A 20,437-nucleotide genomic window follows, 5' to 3' on the forward strand; every position below is an offset into this window, starting at 1 on the left:
ATGTGAAGGCAAGATTCTAACGTAAGTTTTACGACTTTCCTACGTCCAAAGTCAGTCGTGTTGTTCACGTACTGGCCCTTTGTCACAAGGATAGTCGGTTTTTCGCCGAGTTAGGGATGACTTCGCCAAGCAGGACTTGATATACTGCCCCACTATTTTGTTTCACTCATTTATTAGATAGAGATCATGTTAAAGATATATAACACACTCACAAGACAGAAAGAGGAATTCAAACCCATCACCGCTGGCAAAGTCGGCATGTATGTCTGTGGCGTCACCATCTACGATCTCTGTCATATTGGTCATGGCCGTACGTTTGTGTCTTTTGATGTGGTCTCACGTTACCTACGCTACCTAGGCTACGATCTCACGTTCGTGCGCAACATTACCGACATTGATGACAAAATCATCAAACGTGCAAACGAAAACGGTGAGAGCTGTGATGCGCTGACAGAACGTCTTATCGGTGAGATGTACGCTGACTTTGATGCTTTGAATATGAAGCGCCCAGATGTTGAACCTCGAGCGACACAATTTATCCCTGAAATCATCGCCTTGGTTGAAAAACTGATCGAGCGTGGTTTTGCCTATGTGGCCGATAATGGCGACGTGATGTTTGAAGTGGGCAAATTTGACGAATACGGTAAGTTGTCAAAACAGGATTTGGATCAGCTGCAAGCCGGTGCGCGCGTTGATGTGGAAAGTGCAAAACGTAGCCCGCTTGATTTCGTGTTGTGGAAAATGTCGAAGCCGGGTGAGCCAACGTGGGAATCCCCATGGGGCCCGGGCCGTCCTGGCTGGCACATTGAGTGTTCGGCGATGAACTCGTCGATTTTGGGCAATCACTTTGACATTCACGGTGGTGGTTCCGATCTGCAGTTCCCACACCATGAAAATGAAATCGCACAATCTTGCTGCGCACACGGGACACAATACGTGAACACCTGGATGCACAGTGGCATGGTCATGGTCGACAAAGAAAAAATGTCCAAGTCGCTGGGTAACTTCTTTACTATCCGTGATGTGTTGGGTCATTACGATGCAGAAACCGTGCGTTACTTCTTGATGTCTGGTCACTACCGCAGTCAGTTGAACTACAGCGAAGAGAACCTCAACCAAGCGCGTGCGTCGCTAGAGCGTTTGTACACAGCGCTACGTGGCTTGGATCTGTCGGCCTCCGCATCGGGCGGGCAGCAGTACATCACTCGCTTTACCGAAGCGATGAACGACGATTTCAATACGCCGGAAGCCTATTCAGTGCTCTTTGATATGGCGCGTGACATCAACCGCTTGAAGAACGAAGACATCAATGCCGCGAACGGTTTAGGTGTGTTGATGCGCGAATTGGCAGACATCATCGGCATTCTTGGTCAAGATCCCGAAGCTTTCCTAAAAGGCGACGCGGGCAATGACGACGCAGTGGCCGAGATTGAAGCGCTTATCAAACTGCGTAACGACAGTCGCGCCGCTAAAGATTGGGCAAATGCGGACATGGCGCGAGACAAACTGACCGAGATGGGTATCGTTTTGGAAGATGGCCCAGAAGGGACCACCTGGCGTCGTAAATAATTTTAACTTAAGGGCTGACTTTTCAGCCCTTTTTGTCATTTTAATCGGCCGCATTGAGTATGCTCATGTTGCCACTTTTGCTACAGGTAACCTTTCGTGGCTCAGATGTACTTCTACTACTCTGCGATGAATGCAGGGAAATCCACCACACTACTTCAATCGTCTTTTAACTATCAAGAGCGTGGTATGACGCCGGTGATTTTTACCGCAGCGTTAGATGACCGTTACGGCATCGGTAAAGTCAGCTCTCGTATCGGCTTGCAATCTGACGCTCAGCTGTTTCGCGCTGAGACGGATCTCTTTGCAGAGATCAAAGCGCTGAACGAACAACAAAAGCGTCACTGTATCTTGGTCGATGAATGTCAGTTTCTCACTAAAGAGCAAGTTTACCAGTTGACCGAAGTGGTGGATAAACTGCATATTCCAGTGCTCTGTTATGGTCTAAGAACCGATTTTCTTGGTGAGCTGTTTGAAGGAAGTAAGTATTTACTTTCTTGGGCAGATAAGTTGATTGAACTGAAAACGATTTGTCACTGTGGAAGAAAAGCTAACATGGTGATTCGCACCGATGAAGAGGGTAACGCCATCGCTCACGGTGATCAGGTGGCCATCGGGGGCAACGACAAATACGTGTCGGTGTGTCGTGAGCACTACAAAGAAGCGCTGGGTAAATAAAGTTTTCCAGCGATTTGACAACAAAAAAGCGGAGCTAAGCTCCGCTTTTTTGTTGCTGTCTGATAATCAAAGATTAACGAGCACGGAAGACGATGCGACCTTTTGATAGATCGTATGGAGTCATCTCTACAGTTACTTTGTCACCAGTAAGAATACGGATGTAGTTCTTACGCATTTTACCAGAGATGTGAGCAGTCACGACGTGGCCGTTTTCTAGTTCAACACGGAACATTGTGTTTGGTAGAGTATCAAGGACCGTGCCTTGCATCTCAATTACGTCTTCTTTAGCCATTTAATCCTCTTTTAAAAAAATGGGCGATTTTCAGCGGCGAGAAAGGCCGATAAAAATGAATTAAGTAAAGTTGGGGCGTATTCTACCCTTGCCAACGCTGATTTACTAGCCTTTGATGACGCGCAAATCGGACTTTATAGTTCATAGCCGGGCATTCATCGATTTGATAGCCAAGATAGAGCCACTGTTTTCCAGCGTTCTGACCATAGGTGATTTGCAGCAAGACCGCTAAGGTGCCTAAGGATAAATCGATGTCTGGGTCGAAGAAGGTATAAAACGCACTGGCACTATTGGAGAGAATATCGGTGACCGCGACCGCAATTAAACGCTCACCATCATAGAGGTGCAAGTATTGGGTGTTGAGCCAGTTGCAACGTGAAAATTGAGCAAACTCGTTTTTCTTCGGCGGATACATACTGCCTTGGTGGTGACGAGCGATGATGTAGCGTGAGTAGAGATCAAACCAATCCTCATCTAAGGTCTCTTTGAGTTGCCAAGTCAGATGGCGTGATTTGGCCAAGAGACGCTTTTGACTCTTGCTTGGTACGAAGTCGGGCAGTGATACTCGCAGCGCCTGACAAGATTGGCAATGGTCACAGTGCGGTTTGTAGATGGTGTCGCCGCTACGGCGAAACCCGTTGGCAAGCAGCACCTCGTAACTGGAAGCGCTGTGCATTTTAGGGTCGAGTGCAACAGCCACGCGCTCTTGCCTCTCCTTGAGGTAACTGCATGGGTGACTGTCGGTTAATCCAATTCGAATCTGCTGTAAATCAGAGCTCATTCACGTTCTCTATTCATCGGCTAAGATTTGCTGAGCAAAACAGCCTAGTTTGACGCTTTGTGCTTTTAATAATAGCAGTTGTTGCATAAAGTCCTCTCTTTCTATCTCCTCTGCGCCCAATGAGTCAAGGTGCGGATTCATCACCTGGCAGTCAATGAGCTGGCCATCATGACGGGCAAAGTGACGACAAAAATACCAAAGTGCCACTTTGGAGGCGTTTGGTTTGAGGCTAAACATCGACTCACCACAAAACAGTTGGCCAACGCTGACGCCATAGAGACCGCCAATCAAGGTCTCGTCTTGCCACACTTCGACCGAATGGACGCGCCCTTTCTTCGCCAACTTCTTATACGTGTCACGCATCTCTTCGTTCAACCATGTCTCATCGGCAGGGCGAACACTGGCGCAATAGTCGATCACTTGTGCGGTCGCCTTGTTTATACTCACAGAGTAACGCTGTTTTTTTTGAAACTTCTTGAGACTTTTTGCCGGGGCAAAGGTCTTAGGATAAAAGACCGCCCTCGGTGCTGGGCTCCACCACAAGATGGGTTCACCTGGTCCAAACCAGGGGAAGATGCCGTGCTGATAGGCCAGTTCAACGCGCTCTGGTGAGAGATCGCCACCAAAGGCGAGTAGGCCATTGGGCTCTTCTAACGCCTCAAATGGAGACGGAAAGCTCAGCGTTTGTGGGTCTAACTCAGTCAAATATATCGTCATAATCGAGGAGGACGTGAGATGAAAAAGTGGACTTGGATCTTATTGATTTTTCCTCTGTTTGCCAATGCTGCTTATCAGAGAAATGTTGCCAGACCTGTGAACGAAGTGGTGTTTGGCGCAGTGGATACCGTGCGCTACATCAGTCAAGAAGAAACCGTTCAGTCGCGCGAGAATGGCTGGGAAACCTTGTTAGGTGCCGTTATTGGTGGTGTGGTCGGCAATCAGTTTGGTGATGGTACGGGGAGAGAGGTGGCAACGGCGGTAGGCGCCGTCGCGGGAGCCAGTGTGGCAAGGCATCGTGCCAATCAAACCTATAAAGTGGAATATAAACTGGTTGAGCTGTTGATTGAAACCGACAGCGGCCAATTGGTGGATGTGATTCAAGATGTGGACCCCAACATGCTGTTTAGTCGCGGGGATAAAGTCAGGATTTTGTATTTTGACAATGGCGTTCGAGTGGATAAGACCTATTGATGGAGTCGCACAGGCACTCAATCGTATTTGTACGTGACTTAGCTCTGGTTTTAACCGGGGATTTTAGTTAGTCTGCCAGTACGAAGAATTTTTCATTGCCCTCAATAGGAATGAGGGTGATAAAGGAACAACTCACTGAATGGAAAGCCTTACGTTACAACCGATCAATAAAGTCAATGGTGAGGTCAACTTACCTGGTTCAAAAAGTGTCTCAAATCGTGCGCTGCTGCTCGCTGCGCTAGCAAAAGGGACAACACGCCTGACAAACTTACTCCATAGCGACGATATTCGCCATATGCTCAATGCCCTGACGCAACTGGGTGTCAGCTACACCTTATCGGACGATAAAACCGTCTGTGAGGTGGAAGGTCTCGGTCACGCATTTCATAGCGAGGGCGCACTTGAACTCTTTTTAGGTAATGCCGGCACGGCGATGCGCCCATTGGCTGCGGCGCTCTGCCTTGGCACTGGCGACTATGTGCTGACTGGTGAGCCGCGCATGAAAGAGCGCCCGATTGGCCACTTAGTGGACGCGTTGCGTCAAGCTGGTGCGGACATCACCTATCTGGAAAACCCTAACTATCCACCGCTGAAAATTCAAGGCACGGGGCTTTCTGGTGGTACCGTTGAAATTGACGGCTCCATCTCGAGTCAGTTTTTGACCGCATTCCTTATGGCAGCACCGCTGGCGAAAGGGGATGTGACGATCAAAATCATTGGTGAGTTAGTCTCAAAGCCTTACATCGATATCACCCTGCACATCATGAAGCAGTTTGGTGTTGAAGTAGAGAACCGCGACTACCAAGAATTTGTCATCCAGAGTGGCCAATCTTATCTTGCCCCGGGTGATTTTCTGGTTGAAGGTGATGCCTCTTCCGCGTCTTACTTCTTGGCTGCCGCCGCGATTAAAGGCGGAGAGATCAAAGTCACCGGCATTGGCAAAAACAGTATCCAGGGCGATATTCAATTTGCTGATGCTCTTGAAAAAATGGGCGCTCAGATTGAGTGGGGGGATGACTACGTCATCTCACGCGTGGGCGAGCTTAAAGCGGTAGATATGGATTTCAACCATATTCCCGATGCGGCGATGACCATCGCCACCACCGCGCTGTTTGCGCAAGGGACAACCGCGATACGCAATGTTTATAACTGGCGCGTGAAAGAGACAGATCGCCTATCGGCGATGGCAACGGAGCTGCGTAAAGTCGGTGCAGAGGTGGAAGAGGGTGAGGATTACCTTATCGTGACGCCGCCAGCAACGCTGACACACGCTGCGATCGATACCTACGATGATCACCGTATGGCCATGTGCTTTTCGTTGGTTGCACTGAGTGATACGCCAGTGACGATTAATGATCCCAAGTGCACTTCTAAAACCTTCCCAGACTACTTCGAAAAATTGGCGGCGCTGAGCTGCTAACGAGGGTGAATAGATTAAAGCCAAGGCAAAAGTCCTTGGCTTATTTTTGGGGCTAGAGCGTGGCTATCGCTCGGTTATTTTGCGAGTGTAAACTCTTTAGACAGGTGATGAGCGAGGTATTTAAACATGTTGAATACGGCGGTCGTCTCTTGGGTAGGTAGGCCATTGTCATCAAGAAAGTAGTCACCTTTGAATACCAATACGTCCTCTTTTTCTTCTACGCTGGTCGCTCGCATCCCTTCAATATAGTCATCATGTTCTTGGATGATGTGATTGGCGATCATCAATAATTCCGTTTCTGAGATGGTCTTTTTATCGCTCATGGGGTTACCTCTTTGATATTGATAGCCGAATTCTAAGCATCTTTTCCATAATTTCAATGCGTGTTTATGTTGGATAAAGGGGACAGAGCGGCTACGCTTTTGTGAGCAAATGCAAAAATCGTTTCGATTTCTAAAGCGCATCGCTGAGTCTATCTATAGTATGTGCGCCCTTCTTTATTACCCATAGTGGGAGAGTCGTCGAATTGTCGAGCAGTCAATTGACTTTTTTAAAAAAGGTATTGATCTTCTTGCCATCTCGCTCAATAGTAAAAAAAGAAGCGAAATTTTAAGTATATCGTGCGCTAAAAGCGCTGCCGAAATAGGACACTTGAGTCGATTATGGGTAAGTCACTGGTTATTGTGGAGTCGCCAGCCAAAGCGAAGACCATCAATAAGTATTTAGGTAAAGACTTCATTGTGAAGTCGAGTGTTGGTCACGTCCGTGACCTACCAACTGCGGGTCAAAGCACAGGCCAGAAGGCGGCGGCGATCTCGACAAAAGGTTTGAGCGCTGAAGAAAAAGCCAAAATCAAGAAAGAGAAAGACAGGAAAGCACTGATCAAAAAGATGGGCATCGACCCATACCACGGTTGGGAAGCAAACTACCAAATCCTACCCGGCAAAGAGAAAGTGGTTGCAGAGCTGCAAAAGCTTGCTAAAGACGCGGACGCCGTCTATCTCGCCACCGATTTGGACCGCGAAGGAGAAGCCATCGCTTGGCACCTTCGTGAGATCATCGGCGGCGATGAAGAGCGATACAAACGCGTTGTATTTAACGAAATTACCAAGAACGCGATTCAACAAGCATTCCAAAAACCGGGTGAGTTGAGCATGGACGGCGTCAATGCACAGCAAGCGCGCCGTTTTATGGATCGCGTTGTGGGCTTTATGGTGTCACCACTGCTGTGGAAAAAGGTGGCTCGAGGCTTATCTGCTGGTCGCGTGCAGTCGGTAGCGGTGAAACTGCTGGTTGAGCGTGAGCGTGAAATCAAAGCATTTGTTCCTGAAGAGTTCTGGGACATTCATGCCAACACCAAAACGGCGGACAAGACGGATTTTCGTCTTCAAGTCGCGCAAGAAAATGGCACGGCATTTAAGCCCGTCAATGAAGCGCAAACTCAAGTGGCGCTGGATGTGCTCAAAAACGCCACTTTTGAAGTGTGCAAGCGCGAAGATCGCCCGACATCCAGTAAGCCTTCCGCACCTTTCATTACTTCAACGTTGCAGCAAGCGGCGAGTACACGTCTTGGCTATGGCGTAAAGAAAACCATGATGCTGGCTCAAAGGTTGTATGAAGCCGGTTACATCACCTATATGCGTACCGACTCGACCAATTTGAGTGCAGAAGCGGTCGACAGTGTGCGTGGCTTTATTGGCAGTGAATACGGTGATGCCTATTTACCCGCCAAACCGAATGTTTACGGCAGCAAAGAAGGGGCGCAAGAGGCGCACGAAGCGATTCGTCCTTCTGATGTCGCGGTGAAAGCCGAGGATTTACAAGGCATGGAAGCGGATGCGCACAAACTCTATGCTTTGATTTGGAATCAGTTTGTCGCATGTCAAATGACCCCTGCTAAGTACGATTCCACCACCGTTAGCGTTAAAGCGGCACAATACACGCTGAAAGCGAAAGGTCGTATTCTTAAATTTGACGGTTGGACACGCGTTCAGCGCCCGATGGGTAAGAACGAAGACCAAATTCTACCGCCAGTGCAAGTGGGCGATCACGTTGACCTAGTGAGCTTAGATCCTAAGCAGCACTTCACCAAGCCGCCTGCTCGTTTCACCGAAGCGGCACTGGTTAAAGAGCTTGAAAAGCGCGGCATTGGCCGTCCGTCGACGTACGCATCTATCATCTCTACCATTCAAGACCGTGGTTATGTGAAAGTGGATCAGCGCCGTTTCTATGCCGAGAAGATGGGTGAGATCGTCACCGATCGTCTTGATGGTAGCTTTGATGAGCTGATGAACTACGAGTTCACCTCTAAGATGGAAGAGAAGCTCGACCAAATCGCTGAGGGTTCCGCCAACTGGAAATCGGTCCTCGATAGCTTCTTCAACGATTTCACTCAAGATCTTGAACAAGCAGAGCAAGATGAAGAAGAAGGCGGTATGAAGCCTAATCATATCGTTTACACCGATATCGAATGCCCGACCTGTTCACGTCCGATGGGAATTCGCACCGCATCGACAGGGGTTTTCTTAGGGTGTTCGGGCTATGCGTTGCCACCGAAAGAGCGTTGTAAAACCACCATTAACCTCGGTGACGAAGAGGGCATCATCAATGTTCTTGAAGAAGACGTTGAAACCGCGGCACTGCGAGCGAAGAAACGTTGTCCTATCTGTGAAACCGCGATGGACGCGTATTTGATTGACGACAAGCGCAAACTGCACGTGTGTGGTAACAACCCGAACTGTGAAGGTTATGTGGTTGAAAAGGGCGAGTTTAAAGTCAAAGGGTACGATGGCCCTGTCGTTGAGTGTGACAAATGTGGCAATGACATGGTGCTGAAAAACGGTCGATTTGGTAAATACATGGACTGCACCAGTGAGACCTGTAAGAACACGCGTAAGATTCTGAAAAATGGTGAGGTAGCGCCGCCTAAAGAAGATCCTGTACATCTTCCTGAGCTACCTTGTGAGAACTCAGAGGCTTACTTTGTGCTCAGAGACGGTGCGTCTGGTCTCTTCCTCGCAGCGAGTACGTTCCCGAAATCTCGTGAAACTCGCGCACCTCTCGTTGAAGAGTTGGTGAGGTTTAAAGACCGCTTGTCACCTAAGTTCCTCTACTTGACCGAAGCGCCGCAAAAGGATCCGGACGGATTGCCTATGGTGGTTCGTTTTAGCCGTAAGACTAAAGAGAACTACGTGCGTTCAGAAGTTGAAGGTAAGCCAACGGGTTACACCGCTTTGTATATCGACGGAAAATGGGAAGTGTCGGACAAGCGTAAAAAATCCGCCAAGTAACACGACGATGTCTTTACGATAAGCACGTCTTCAGCAGACCCCAAAGGCAGCCAATCTAGGCTGCCTTTTTAGTTTTAGAACTAACAATAATAAGTATGGTGAATGAGATGGTGATCCCTATTTGCCAAATAAATAATCAACTTTGTGATGATTCGCTGGTTCTGTTTTGACATTTTCAATCTGAACTTCTATTGATCTATCTCTGGTGAGATAAAAAGATGACTCTAAAGTTAAGACTATTTTTCGCAATCTTCGTACTCTGTATGGCGTTCGGGTTGGCAGCCTATGCGGTCTCTAAGCATATTATCGATGATATTATCGAGGAGTTGATGTGGAAGTATGGTCAAATCACCGCGCAATATGATGTAGAGAAAACTCTTGCGCCGTTGACCACGGAAATCACCTTGGCGCAAGAGCTGGCAAGACACCCCAACATCACCTCCTGGGCGCAGAATGCTCAAGATGGTGTTTATCGCTCCGTGGCCCAAGAAACGCTCGAACACTACCGATGGCGCTTTGATTCCAAAAACTTTTTTATTGCACTCGATCAAGACCTTTCCTATCACTTCAACGACGTCAACAGTATTAGAACGGGTGACTTCCAACGATACACCTTAGAGCCTAACGCGGATGACGACCAATGGTACTTTGAGCAAAAATCGACCTTAACGCCTCTGGCGGTCAACATTGATAAAGACTCTCACTTAGGGGTAACCAAAGCGTGGATCAACCAAAGCGTTATTGTCGATGGCCAGTTTTTGGGCATTGTCGGTACGGGTTTGGATATTGATATGTTGGTCAGTCAGCTTAATCACCACAAAAACTCACCACTCTCGACCCTGTTTATTGATCGCCAATTGCGCGTGCAATTGATCCGAGATTCCGATCGCTTTGTGTTTCCACTGGGTGAGCAAGGTCAGAGCCGCCCGACACTGCAAGAGGTGATAGACAACGACAGTGATTACCAAATCATCCAGTCGGCGTTGTATCAACAACTGAATGGCCGTGAGTCACAGTTTCTGATGCTCAAGCAAGATGCAGGTAATGTGGTGGCCATGATGCATTACATCGACGCATTGGGCTGGTTTGAGTTGACGCTGCTAAATGTAGACGCGGTGCTGCCACTCTTTATGCTGGATTATTTGTTGTTTATTTACCTAGGCCTCGCGTTGGTACTGAGTGTCCTCTTCTACCTGTATGCAGCCAAAGAGTGGTTGATGCCGTTAGAGAGGTGGTTCACGCGCCTACACACGATGGCTCGTGGTCGGCGTCACCCCTATTTGGATGCTGTGACCGTTGATGCGGATTTAGCGGTTGTTGAAAGAGAGCTCTTAGAGGCACGTCAAAGTGTCGAGAAGTTGGTTGTCGCACGGACCGCCGCGCTCGATAAACTGGCGACCTATGATGTGATGACGCACTTACTTAATCGACGTGGCATAGAGAGAGAAGTAACGAATGAGCTTGCTCGAGGTAAGCGTGAACAGAGCCAATTCGGCTTGATATGGGTGGATGCTGGGCTTTGTGACGCGCTGAGTGCGGAGCACATAGGGCAAGACAAAACGCCTTGTTTGAAGTCGATTGCCTTGGCCATTTCAGATACGATTCGTGAGTATGACCTTGCTGCGCGTTGGGGAGAAAGTGAGTTTTTGTTGTTGATCAAAACCGATCAGAGGGAAGTGCTAAGCACGTTAGCACAGAGATTGATTGACACGATTCAACAGCAAAGAGCCCAAGACCAATTGCCCGCCTTATGTTTGTCCGTTGGTGGTTCTCTGATTAGCTCAGAGATGACCTTGCATCAAGCTTTATCGGTGGCGGATCGCGCCCTCTATCAGGCCAAAATTAATCAAGAAAAAATATATATTCATCACTGCCCACATGACACCCTGAATCAACTAATGGAACCGTCATAAAACATAAATAAAACGCTGGTTTATTGCTGAGCGATAACGTCACTCTCTTGTGGTGATCTTGTTAATCGTATGTGAGCAATCGCTTATGTAATGTGAGCTGAATCAGCCATCCGTAAAGTAACTCATCTTACCATCTAAGTACGGTATATTTTAAATTGTAATCTTGGGCAAATAAGATAACGTAGAGTAAATCGCCGTGTTAAACGTTTACGTAGCAAAATGCGCGTAACATCTATGCAGTTTGCATACGCCATTCGCTAACGCTGTCAGATTTTGGAACGTTGATGAGCCCCCCAAATATTACATTTTCTCATCGACAATATTATAAAAATGGAGATTAAAATGGCTGGTGTTTTAGGTATGATCCTCGCAGGTGGCGAGGGTTCGCGTCTGCGTCCTCTAACTGAATCAAGAAGTAAACCCTCGGTGCCTTTCGGCGGGAGTTACCGTCTGATTGACTTTGCGTTGAACAATTTCGTTAATGCGGATTTGATGCGCATTTACGTGCTGACGCAGTTCAAGTCTCAGTCTCTGTTCCATCACTTGAAAAAAGGGTGGAACATCAGCGGGATTACGGATCGCTTTATTGACCCGATCCCAGCGCAAATGCGCACGGGCAAACGTTGGTATGAAGGTACGGCAGATGCGATCTACCAAAACCTGCGTTTCATGCAGTTGTCGGAGCCAGAGCAAGTGTGTATTTTTGGCTCTGATCACATCTATAAAATGGATATCAAGCAAATGCTTGATTTCCATAAAGAAAAAGAGGCTTCCCTGACCGTTTCTGCGTTGCGTATGCCACTGTCAGAGGCGTCACAGTTTGGTGTGATCGAGGTGGATGAAGAAGGTCGCATGATCGGATTTGCTGAGAAGCCAGCCAATCCGAAAGCGATTCCAGGTGACCCTGAGCACGCGCTGGTCTCTATGGGTAACTATATCTTTGAAGCAGAGACGTTATTTGCTGAGTTGATTGAAGACGCCGACAATGAAGCGTCATCGCATGACTTTGGTAAAGACATCATTCCTAAGATGTTCCCAAGTGGCGACGTGTTCGTTTACGACTTCAGTACCAACCGTATCACTGGTGAGAAAGAAGAAGTGTATTGGCGCGATGTGGGTACGATTGATGCCTACTGGCAAGCGCACATGGACTTACTTGCCAAAGACGCGCCATTCTCGCTCTATAACCGTAAATGGCCACTTCACACCTACTACCCACCATTGCCGCCTGCAACGTTTAGTGATTCGGACAATGGTCGAGTGCAAATTATTGATAGTTTAGTGTGTAACGGTAGTTTTGTACGCGGTTCCCGTATTGAAAAATGTGTGCTTGGATTTAGAAGTAATATTGCATCTGCGTGCGATATTAGCGAAAGTATCCTTTTAGGTGACGTGAAGATCGGCCAAGGTTGTGTCTTGCGTCGCGTCATCATCGACAAGGGTGTGGATATTGCGCCAGGGACGCAAATCGGTGTGAACCTGACGGAAGATAAAAAGCATTTCCACGTGTCGGATGACGGTGTTGTCGTTATTCCAAAAGGAGCACGTGTTGGCTACTAAGAATCTCTCTGTTCTCTTTGTAGCATCGGAAGTAGAAGGATTGATCAAAAGCGGTGGCTTGGCAGATGTTGCCAAGGCACTGCCTGAAGCCCTTTTTGAGCTCGAGCAAGATGTGAGACTCACACTTCCCGCTTATCGCAAGGTTGCAGGCATTGAGTCTGCGACTGTGGTTTTAGAGACGGCATTAGAGCACTGGCCTCATACGCCTTATTGCGTCAAGCAGCTAGCGCTATCGGGAATCACTGTGTATGCCATCGATTGTCCGCAGTATTTTGACCGTCCTGACATGTACGCCGAGTACAATCAAGCCTACTCAGACAATGGTGAACGCTTCGCCTTTTTTAGTGCGGCGAGTTTGGACATGCTGCCGAAACTGGGCTTTCAGCCGGACATTGTCCACGCCAATGACTGGCACACGGGTCTGGTTCCATACCTTCTCAAGCATCGTTACGCCAGTGACGATTTTTTTGCGCATACCAAAAGCATTCTTTCCGTGCACAACGCGGTCTTCAAAGGTGTCTTTAGCTATGATGAGCTCGGCGATCTGCCTGAGTTTCAGACGCATTACGCGCCGGATGCCGCAGTGAGTGCAACGCACATCACCATGCTTCGCGCCGGGGTGAAAACCGCTGATAAGGTGAACGCGGTTAGCCCGACGTACGCGCAAGAGCTCAAGACCGAACTGGGCAGTCATGGTATGGCGCAAGACTTTCAAAGCCGAAGCCATGATCTGGTGGGGATTCTTAATGGTTGCGACTACAGCACATGGAACCCAGAAACAGACACCCACTTACCGTTAAATTACCGAGCGACGAAGCAGAGCATGGTGCGCGGTAAAAAAGCGTGTAAGGCGGCGCTGCAAGCAAGAGCGAAACTGAGCGAAAAAAACGTCGCGATGTTTGGCATGGTCTGCCGTTTGACGCAGCAAAAAGGGTTACATTACCTGATCCCTATTCTGTCTGAGTTTCTCAAACACGATGTTCAGTTAGTGATTGTTGGGACCGGCGACCCTATGTTGGCAAGCCATCTTAAAGCGCTCTCAGCCACACACAGCGACAAATTTGCGTTTATCGAGGCTTACGATGAAGAGCTCGCCCACCTGGTGGAAGCGGGCAGTGATTTCTTCTTGATGCCGTCAGAGTTTGAGCCTTGTGGTCTCAATCAGATCTACAGCATGGCTTACGGTACGCTGCCAATCGTTCGTGGTGTGGGTGGACTGAAAGATACGGTTCACCATTACGACGATGATCCGTCAATCGCTACTGGGTTTGTGTTTGATGAGCCAACGCCGACCGCGTTGTTGTTGACTATGCTCCGTGCTTTGCTGCTCTACGCGCAAAATCTCAATGAGATAAAACGGGTTCAATTGCACGCGATGACAGAAAACTTCTGTTGGGAAAAAGCGGCGGGTGAGTACATCGAACTCTACCACAGTGCTTTGAGCGCCTAACACTATGTCATTGAATTGCAGACGCTATTTTTTAGTCTGTTCGCGTAAAGACGACAATACGTCTGCATAAAGAAAGCGCCTGATGGGTTTTGTGCTTGCACAGTCTCACGGCGCTTTCATTTTTTCTAACATTTCCGATTGCACTAAAGTGGCGGTTTTCGTTTATGCTAAACAAAAACTCGGGCGCTTTTGTGTTACCCTGCGCCCTGAATTGTGTGACGATAACGGTTATTTTTCGACTATGACTCAAAGCTTGCTATTCCATAAGACTTTTAAACACCCCACTAGCGATGAGTGGGTGGTCTTTGTGCATGGCGCAGGCGGCAGCTCATCGATTTGGTTTAAACAGATCAAAGCCTACAAGCAGCATTTTAATTTGCTTCTGATTGATTTGCGCGGCCATGGAAAATCGAACCAGCTGATTAAGGAGATTATTGCCAATCGCTACACCTTTAAAGAGGTCACATTAGACATCTTAAAAGTGCTTGATCACCTAAAGATTCAGTCGGCACATTTTGTCGGCATGTCGCTTGGGACCATCATCGTCCGTAACTTAGCGGAGCTAGCGACTGGGCGCGTAAAAACCATGGTGTTAGGTGGCGCCGTCACACGACTCAACACACGCTCTCAAGTACTGGTAAAGTTGGGTAATCTGTGTAAACACATTGTGCCCTACATGTGGCTCTATCGCCTGTTCGCCTACATTGTGATGCCTCAGCGAGCACAAAAAGAGTCGCGACATATGTTTATCCGCGAAGCGAAGAAGTTGTGCCAAAAGGAGTTCAAGCGTTGGTTTATTTTGACCGCAGAGGTGAACCCTCTGATGCGCTACTTCAAAGACCGCGAGTTACCTATCCCTACGCTCTATCTGATGGGTGAAAAAGACTACATGTTCATCACCCCTGTGAAAGAGATGGTCTCAGCACATACGCTCAGTGAGCTGCATGAAATTCCTGACTGTGGCCATGTGTGTAATGTTGAGCGCCCAGATGAGTTTAATGATCACTCCATCGCCTTCATTCAGCAACACCTCACTGCTTAATTTCGGCTAGCTCCCCACACACTCATACTGGTTTGGTGTGCTCGCACTGCCAACATAACTGAAAATGGCCGTCATTTTCTTCTTGGCAAGTCGGGCAAACCCAAACCATGTTGTCGGGAGTGTCTTGTTGGAAGTCATCAATCAGCGCGAGTGCCGTCTGCTTTTGCTCTGGGCGAGTTAACCAAACGTACGGGCTGGCCTCTTCGCCAAACGGAATCTCTCCTTGCAAGCCGAACAAACCTTCACCTCTCACCTCACAGGCTATTCCTTCGCTGCGTAACATTTCACACACGATGTGTGCTTGTGGTGGGGTTGTGGCAATAAAGATTTTCAAGACGCTTGTCCATTGGATTGCGGTGACGCTTTGAGTTTGGCCATCACCCATTTAGCAATGATTGGGAATACCCCGAGCAACGCAAAAGAGGCGAGTACTGTTGGGGAGACGATGCCTGACAAACTGTCGATTTGCGCTAGCTGGGTCCCGGCGTTGAGGTAGACGGCCGTGCCCGGCAACATACCCAGTTGACTGACCAGATAGAAGCGCGCGATGGTGATGGGCGTAAGACCCATCAAGAGGTTGATCAAAAAGAAAGGGAATACCGGGATAAGGCGCAGTGAGAAGAGATAAAACGCACCATCTTTCTCGACCCCTTGGTTAATCGTCGCGAGTTTATCGCCAAACTTGCTTTGTACCCACTCTTTGAGTAGAAAGCGGCTGCTTAAAAACGCCAAGGTAGCACCTATCGTACTGGCAAAAGAGACGAGCAATAAACTGGTCCAAAAGCCAAACAGCGCAGCGCCAAGCAAGGTGACGACGGCCGCTCCAGGGATCGAGAAGGCGGTGATAGCGACATAGGCGAAGAAGTAACTGAGCGCGGCGAGGGCAAAGTGGGCGTCAATGATTTCAGCCAGCGCTTGCTGCTGCGCTTTGGCGTTATCAAGTGTCAGGTATTGACCAAAGTTTGCGCCTAAAAACACAATCAGAGCGAGCAAACCAATACCTAAAAGCAGTTTCTTGTTCATATGGATCCCTTTGAAAACATCATCATTGATCATTGTTAGATATGAACCAAAAAGCCAGTAAAAAATTTCGCCCTAAAGGGAAGAATACGTTGAATTCTATGACGAAGGAATGGAAACGCTAGAAAAGCATCGGCTAAAAACGTCTCAAGCCAGCGGTGTTGGGCTGGCTTGAGACGGGGATTGGAATTACTGAACGCTATCGCTGACTAGCTTTGCAGCTGATTCAGGAGCTCGTCGCGTCTTGCTTGAGGGACCACAGACCAGTGCGTGCCTTTAATTGCCCCCTCAAGTGCCCACAGCAGGTCGATGCTGACGTCGGCAGAGTGTGTGGAACGAATCGCTTTATACGCTTCCACTGCGCCCGTCTGCTCCAAACGGGAGACACTGTCGATACCCGCTTTCTTGAGCATTCGCTCGGTCGCTAGACGCAAGTTCGGCAGATCTTTCAGGCGCGTTGGTTTGGCGTTGGTTTGACGCTGCTTGTCTTTGTTGGCCGCCTCTAGTGCAGTGTTTGCCATCGCAATAGTCTGAGCGACATCCTGATCCCAGTCATGGCCAAGGGCGTAGTATTTGGTGACCACAGGGAAACCACGTTTTTTATACACGTATGGCTCGAGTCCCTGAGCATTAAACAGTTGGGCCAACGAGTCGTCGGCGCGTATGTGAAGTTTGTCATTTACCACGAGGGCAAACATGATGTCATCAGCGAAGATTCCGAATCCACCAAACATTGAGCGAGACTTGATCTTGCCCAATGGTTCAAACAATCGCATTGAGTCTTTTAAAATTGGTTTATCCATGCTGTTTTTCTCGGTGTATTACAATACGCCACCAAATTCAGGTCCGAGAGATTAGCAAAAATATGCAGGTTTTGTGTCAGTAGGGTGTCATTCTGGCTCATAAAAGAATAATCCTACTCGCGGTGTGAGCGCATAATGCGCACACAACGTTTAACTCATTGTATTCTTTGCTTTTGATAAAGAATTATGAAGTGCACATTTGCCATCGGCAACCCCGCTACCAAGCAGTCATCAACGTTGATATCATCGAGTGGCTGCAACAGGCCGGAAGCTTTGCGTCCCATCCTTTCGAAATGGTTTGCCCTGTTCGTGGCATTAGTCGAACATAATAAGCATAAATAATTTATGGGCTAAACATCACGTTTCGATGGGTTAAATGTGATCTTAGTTCATAAAATAGAGGGGTGTTAACGAGAGAATAAAGCCCAGCGGATGAGAAGTATTCTCGCTGGGCTAGTCGATGTGATGTGCTGAACTTGTTCGTTGGTCTATTTCACCGTCGCCACGGTATCGCGCTCGACGATTTCTGGGTGCATTTCAAAAATACGTTTTTCATGCTCTTTGTCTTTAATACGTTCGAGCAAAATCTCAAATGCGTTTTTACCCACACGGCGCTTCGGCTGGTGAACCGTCGTTAGCGGTGGTGAAAAGTACTCGGCTAGCTCAATGTTGTCATAACCAATGACCGACATGTCTTCTGGAATACGAATGCCTTTTTGCTGTAAACGGCTCATCAAACCGAGCGCCATCGTATCGTTGAAACAGAATACTGCGGTTGGCTTTTCGTCCATGGCGACGATTTTGTCCGCGGCAAGCACGGCGGTATCGCACTCAAAGTTACCTTCTAAGATCCAATCTTCGTTGACGCTCAAACCCGACTCGTTCATTGCGCGCTTAAAGCCTTGGATGCGCTCTTGGCAGGCCGCTTTTTCAAAATGCCCACTCAAGCAAGCAATGCGCTTGTGGCCGTGATCAATCAGGTATTTTGTTGCGAGGTAGCCGCCTTCTTCCGAGTTGTCGATGATTTTATCGGCTTGTGAGCTTTCCGGGCCCCAATCCATCACCACCTTAGGGATGTCTTTATGACGGTCAAGCATTTCGCTCAACTCTTCGGTCAAATCTGAACACATCACTAAGATGCCATCGACGCGCTTTTCCGCCAGCATGCGAATGTAGTCACGTTGTTTCTCGTAGATGCCGCCAGTGTTACACAAGATCAAGGTGTAGCCTTGACGGTAGCAGTAGTTCTCAACCCCGTCGATCACTTCCGAGAAGAAAAGGTTGGTCGATTGAGTAACCAGCATGCCTATTGTGCGTGTCGAGTTACATTTCAGGCTGCGTGCAACGGCACTTGGGGCATAGTTCAACTCTTGAACCGCTTCCATCACTTTTTCTTGCGTGGCTTCAGCGACAAAGCGTGTTTTGTTGATCACATGGGATACAGTGGTGGTCGAGACACCCGCTAAGCGAGCGACGTCTTTAATCGTGGCCATATGGTTTTGTCCTGTCGATGACTGCCTACTACTCTATGAAAAGTTAAGTCTATAAAAGTAAAGTCTATACAAAGTTTAGAGTATGTAGACAGAAAGTATCAGAAACACAAAAACCGCCCTCAAAAAGCGGTTTGTATTTATTAGTTTTATCGTTTGCGGACCGGATTGTAGTCCGCAACGTCGATTTGGGCAAATAAAAAACCCGCCTTTGGGATCTCGCCACACCTTTTGTATGGGCTTAATCGCTATCGCCTTGCAGGTAGGCTTTATCCAATTGAATGAACGCGCACAATAGCGACGACAGCGCCGCATAGAAGCCGAATGTGTCGAGGCGCTGGCAGCGCTCGGCAAACCTCTCAATCCAAGGGAGTAGATGCTGCTCAATAAAATCGGCTTGCTCTTGGTAGGCGAGATGCGTGTCGCCTGCCATCTGCTCTGCTGCATGAGCGCCGCGCACAATCAGGTTGCCCAAAAAATCCAGCTCTATCGCGAGATGATCAGAAGGCTCATTAAGCCCTGAATGCACAGCGACCCCGTGTTGTTGAAGTAAAGCGTCCATCTGTTTGGCAGGCTCACCATTGAGCAGTCCGGATTCATCTAAGTAGACAGAGGCGTAAGGCAGCGCGCTGTCTCGGTCGGATTTTAAAAACAGGTCGCAATAGTCGGCTGATAGTTCCAACTCAGCATCTGGCCTGTCTTGCAATCGGTTCAATGCATCGATGAGCCTGTCTGCGGCGACGTTAAGCTCAGGGGTTTGTGCAAGTCCCGTCAGAAAGGTACGTGTGTCCACCGAATGATATTGGGCCAGCTCTTGCTCTGAGAGCTCTTTGGCAAACACGCTCGAAAACCACCAGTAGAGCTCAGCGCGTTGCTCATCAAAGGCGCGCTGCTCTTTTTCGGCGGGAGATAAAGGGTCGGAAATCTGGGCGTTAGGTGTCTCTGGCATGATGGGCTCTCAACTGAATCAGATGCCGTTAAGTCTAACGGATAAAAATGAACAGCGGTCAACCAGATTATGAGAAGAAATGGTCAAATATGGCAATTTGTGAACAGGGCGGCAAAGCTTGCTTTGCATCAATGAATCGCCAACTTTTCACCTCCCAAAGAGGACAAAGATGGAGTTGTGACTAATTATGAATAGAATAAAGCCATTGAATCAGTGTGTGAATAAGTGAGTAGAGCCGATGAGCTACCACATTTTGGTTGTTGAAGATGATGAAGTGACTCGCCGTAAATTAGCGGGCTACTTTCAAACCGAAGGGTATCAGGTGAGCCAAGCTGATAATGGCGCGCAGATGCGCGATGTACTCAGCAGCAGTCGGGTCGATTTGGTGATGCTGGATATTAATCTGCCCAACGAAGATGGCTTGATGCTGACGCGTGAACTACGCAGTCAATCGGACATCGGTATTATCTTGGTGACCGGGCGTACCGACAGCATTGATAAGATTGTTGGTTTAGAAATGGGCGCGGACGATTATGTCACCAAGCCATTTGAGCTTAGGGAACTGCTCGTCAGAGTCAAGAACCTCTTGTGGCGCATCGCACTGGCTGCGCGAGCGCAAAACGCGGGCAGCGATCAGCAAGAGGGCGTGGTGCGCTTTGCTGAATGGACGTTCGATATTCAGCGCCGCGCTTTGAGCCGAGGGGATGAACCGGTCAAACTGACTAAAGCAGAGTATGAGCTTTTGGTGGCGCTCTCCTCTCACCCCAATCAAGTGCTCAGTCGAGAGCGTATTCTCAATATGATCAGTCATCGTGTGGACGCACCCAATGATCGCACCATCGATGTTCTGATTCGACGCATGAGAGCGAAGATGGAGGTGGATCCAAAAAATCCGCAGATATTCGTCACCGTGCATGGCGAAGGCTACATGTTCGCCGGAGATTAACGTTGTTCGGCAATTAACGAGCGAAAATTGACGCAAAAGAAACGAA

19 protein-coding genes and 1 riboswitch are annotated in these 20,437 nt (G+C 48.4%); of the genes, 10 read left to right on the plus strand and 9 right to left on the minus strand.

Annotation, left to right across the window (positions count from 1 at the left end):
* The first annotated feature begins 186 nt into the window (after positions 1-186).
* Both cysS and AC6R0R_RS04315 read left to right on the plus strand, forming a co-directional pair.
* Positions 187-1,569 (plus strand): cysteine--tRNA ligase, encoded by a 1,383-nt coding sequence (gene cysS / locus AC6R0R_RS04310; protein WP_500625809.1) that lies wholly within the window; start codon positions 187-189, stop codon positions 1,567-1,569.
* A 96-nt stretch (positions 1,570-1,665) separates the two neighbouring features.
* The gene (locus tag AC6R0R_RS04315; RefSeq protein WP_500625810.1) at positions 1,666-2,244 is read left to right on the plus strand and encodes a thymidine kinase; all 579 of its coding nucleotides are present in this window, start codon (positions 1,666-1,668) and stop codon (positions 2,242-2,244) included.
* A gap of 73 nt (positions 2,245-2,317) precedes the next feature.
* Here AC6R0R_RS04315 and infA read toward each other — a convergent pair whose 3' ends face one another.
* The 3 genes from infA to aat form a co-directional block, all read right to left on the minus strand.
* Positions 2,318-2,536 carry a translation initiation factor IF-1 gene (infA, locus tag AC6R0R_RS04320; RefSeq protein WP_001040192.1) on the minus strand — a complete coding sequence of 73 codons (219 nt, stop codon included), beginning with the start codon at positions 2,534-2,536 and terminating at the stop codon, positions 2,318-2,320.
* A gap of 82 nt (positions 2,537-2,618) precedes the next feature.
* Entirely contained in the window at positions 2,619-3,317 is a 699-nt protein-coding gene (locus tag AC6R0R_RS04325; RefSeq protein ID WP_500625811.1) for an arginyltransferase, read from the minus strand.
* 9 nt (positions 3,318-3,326) lie between these two features.
* Positions 3,327-4,034: a leucyl/phenylalanyl-tRNA--protein transferase gene (aat, locus tag AC6R0R_RS04330; RefSeq protein WP_500625812.1), complete on the minus strand. Its 708-nt coding sequence runs from the start codon at positions 4,032-4,034 to the stop codon at positions 3,327-3,329.
* 18 nt (positions 4,035-4,052) lie between these two features.
* Here aat and AC6R0R_RS04335 point away from each other — a divergent pair, with 18 nt between their 5' ends.
* Together AC6R0R_RS04335 and aroA are read left to right on the plus strand one after the other, a co-directional pair.
* Entirely contained in the window at positions 4,053-4,508 is a 456-nt protein-coding gene (locus AC6R0R_RS04335; RefSeq protein ID WP_500625813.1) for an outer membrane lipoprotein, read from the plus strand.
* A 139-nt stretch (positions 4,509-4,647) separates the two neighbouring features.
* The gene (gene aroA, locus AC6R0R_RS04340) at positions 4,648-5,928 is read left to right on the plus strand and encodes a 3-phosphoshikimate 1-carboxyvinyltransferase (protein WP_500625814.1); all 1,281 of its coding nucleotides are present in this window, start codon (positions 4,648-4,650) and stop codon (positions 5,926-5,928) included.
* Positions 5,929-6,002: 74 nt separating this feature from the next.
* Here aroA and AC6R0R_RS04345 read toward each other — a convergent pair whose 3' ends face one another.
* A complete protein-coding gene (locus AC6R0R_RS04345) occupies positions 6,003-6,251 on the minus strand; it encodes a YciN family protein (protein ID WP_500625815.1) in 249 nt (82 codons plus the stop codon).
* A 339-nt stretch (positions 6,252-6,590) separates the two neighbouring features.
* Between AC6R0R_RS04345 and topA the strand changes: the two genes are divergently transcribed.
* The 5 genes from topA (at position 6,591) to AC6R0R_RS04370 (ending at position 15,183) form a co-directional block, all read left to right on the plus strand.
* Entirely contained in the window at positions 6,591-9,218 is a 2,628-nt protein-coding gene (gene topA, locus AC6R0R_RS04350) for a type I DNA topoisomerase (RefSeq protein WP_500625816.1), read from the plus strand.
* 218 nt (positions 9,219-9,436) lie between these two features.
* Positions 9,437-11,131 (plus strand): GGDEF domain-containing protein, encoded by a 1,695-nt coding sequence (locus AC6R0R_RS04355; protein ID WP_500625817.1) that lies wholly within the window; start codon positions 9,437-9,439, stop codon positions 11,129-11,131.
* 342 nt (positions 11,132-11,473) lie between these two features.
* Positions 11,474-12,691, plus strand: a complete 1,218-nt coding sequence (gene glgC / locus AC6R0R_RS04360) for a glucose-1-phosphate adenylyltransferase (protein WP_500625818.1) — start codon at positions 11,474-11,476, stop codon at positions 12,689-12,691.
* Positions 12,681-14,141 carry a glycogen synthase GlgA gene (gene glgA, locus AC6R0R_RS04365; protein WP_500625819.1) on the plus strand — a complete coding sequence of 487 codons (1,461 nt, stop codon included), beginning with the start codon at positions 12,681-12,683 and terminating at the stop codon, positions 14,139-14,141. Before glgC ends, glgA begins: the two co-directional genes overlap by 11 nt.
* A 241-nt stretch (positions 14,142-14,382) precedes the next feature.
* Complete coding sequence (locus AC6R0R_RS04370; RefSeq protein ID WP_334551028.1) at positions 14,383-15,183, plus strand: alpha/beta fold hydrolase; 801 nt, start codon at positions 14,383-14,385, stop codon at positions 15,181-15,183.
* A gap of 22 nt (positions 15,184-15,205) precedes the next feature.
* Here the strand turns inward: AC6R0R_RS04370 and AC6R0R_RS04375 are convergent, their stop codons facing one another.
* From AC6R0R_RS04375 to torD, 5 genes are all read right to left on the minus strand, one after another.
* The gene (locus AC6R0R_RS04375; RefSeq protein WP_500625820.1) at positions 15,206-15,517 is read right to left on the minus strand and encodes a putative signal transducing protein; all 312 of its coding nucleotides are present in this window, start codon (positions 15,515-15,517) and stop codon (positions 15,206-15,208) included.
* Positions 15,514-16,206 (minus strand): TVP38/TMEM64 family protein, encoded by a 693-nt coding sequence (locus tag AC6R0R_RS04380; RefSeq protein WP_500625821.1) that lies wholly within the window; start codon positions 16,204-16,206, stop codon positions 15,514-15,516. Before AC6R0R_RS04380 ends, AC6R0R_RS04375 begins: the two co-directional genes overlap by 4 nt.
* 206 nt (positions 16,207-16,412) lie before the next feature.
* On the minus strand, positions 16,413-17,006 hold the full coding sequence (locus AC6R0R_RS04385) for a TfoX/Sxy family DNA transformation protein (RefSeq protein WP_500625822.1): 594 nt from the start codon (positions 17,004-17,006) through the stop codon (positions 16,413-16,415).
* 204 nt (positions 17,007-17,210) lie between these two features.
* Positions 17,211-17,319, minus strand: a riboswitch (cyclic di-GMP riboswitch).
* Between the two features lie 175 nt (positions 17,320-17,494).
* Entirely contained in the window at positions 17,495-18,499 is a 1,005-nt protein-coding gene (gene purR / locus AC6R0R_RS04390; protein ID WP_500625823.1) for an HTH-type transcriptional repressor PurR, read from the minus strand.
* A gap of 238 nt (positions 18,500-18,737) precedes the next feature.
* Entirely contained in the window at positions 18,738-19,445 is a 708-nt protein-coding gene (torD, locus tag AC6R0R_RS04395) for a molecular chaperone TorD (RefSeq protein WP_500625824.1), read from the minus strand.
* A 238-nt stretch (positions 19,446-19,683) separates the two neighbouring features.
* Between torD and torR the strand changes: the two genes are divergently transcribed.
* On the plus strand, positions 19,684-20,391 hold the full coding sequence (torR, locus tag AC6R0R_RS04400) for a two-component system response regulator TorR (protein ID WP_500625825.1): 708 nt from the start codon (positions 19,684-19,686) through the stop codon (positions 20,389-20,391).
* Positions 20,392-20,437 lie beyond the last annotated feature (46 nt).

Source organism: Vibrio sp. R12-SW3-ISO1, from assembly GCF_059834005.1.

Bases quoted from the DNA above. Each gene is read 5' to 3' on its own strand.
- cysS (WP_500625809.1), top strand. From the start codon at position 187: ATGTTAAAGATATATAACACACTCACAAGACAGAAAGAGGAATTCAAA.
- infA (WP_001040192.1), bottom strand. From the start codon at position 2,536: ATGGCTAAAGAAGACGTAATTGAGATGCAAGGCACGGTCCTTGATACT.
- AC6R0R_RS04325 (WP_500625811.1), bottom strand. From the start codon at position 3,317: ATGAGCTCTGATTTACAGCAGATTCGAATTGGATTAACCGACAGTCAC.
- aat (WP_500625812.1), bottom strand. From the start codon at position 4,034: ATGACGATATATTTGACTGAGTTAGACCCACAAACGCTGAGCTTTCCG.
- AC6R0R_RS04335 (WP_500625813.1), top strand. From the start codon at position 4,053: ATGAAAAAGTGGACTTGGATCTTATTGATTTTTCCTCTGTTTGCCAAT.
- aroA (WP_500625814.1), top strand. From the start codon at position 4,648: ATGGAAAGCCTTACGTTACAACCGATCAATAAAGTCAATGGTGAGGTC.
- AC6R0R_RS04345 (WP_500625815.1), bottom strand. From the start codon at position 6,251: ATGAGCGATAAAAAGACCATCTCAGAAACGGAATTATTGATGATCGCC.
- topA (WP_500625816.1), top strand. From the start codon at position 6,591: ATGGGTAAGTCACTGGTTATTGTGGAGTCGCCAGCCAAAGCGAAGACC.
- AC6R0R_RS04355 (WP_500625817.1), top strand. From the start codon at position 9,437: ATGACTCTAAAGTTAAGACTATTTTTCGCAATCTTCGTACTCTGTATG.
- glgC (WP_500625818.1), top strand. From the start codon at position 11,474: ATGGCTGGTGTTTTAGGTATGATCCTCGCAGGTGGCGAGGGTTCGCGT.
- AC6R0R_RS04370 (WP_334551028.1), top strand. From the start codon at position 14,383: ATGACTCAAAGCTTGCTATTCCATAAGACTTTTAAACACCCCACTAGC.
- AC6R0R_RS04380 (WP_500625821.1), bottom strand. From the start codon at position 16,206: ATGAACAAGAAACTGCTTTTAGGTATTGGTTTGCTCGCTCTGATTGTG.
- AC6R0R_RS04385 (WP_500625822.1), bottom strand. From the start codon at position 17,006: ATGGATAAACCAATTTTAAAAGACTCAATGCGATTGTTTGAACCATTG.
- purR (WP_500625823.1), bottom strand. From the start codon at position 18,499: ATGGCCACGATTAAAGACGTCGCTCGCTTAGCGGGTGTCTCGACCACC.
- torD (WP_500625824.1), bottom strand. From the start codon at position 19,445: ATGCCAGAGACACCTAACGCCCAGATTTCCGACCCTTTATCTCCCGCC.
- torR (WP_500625825.1), top strand. From the start codon at position 19,684: ATGAGCTACCACATTTTGGTTGTTGAAGATGATGAAGTGACTCGCCGT.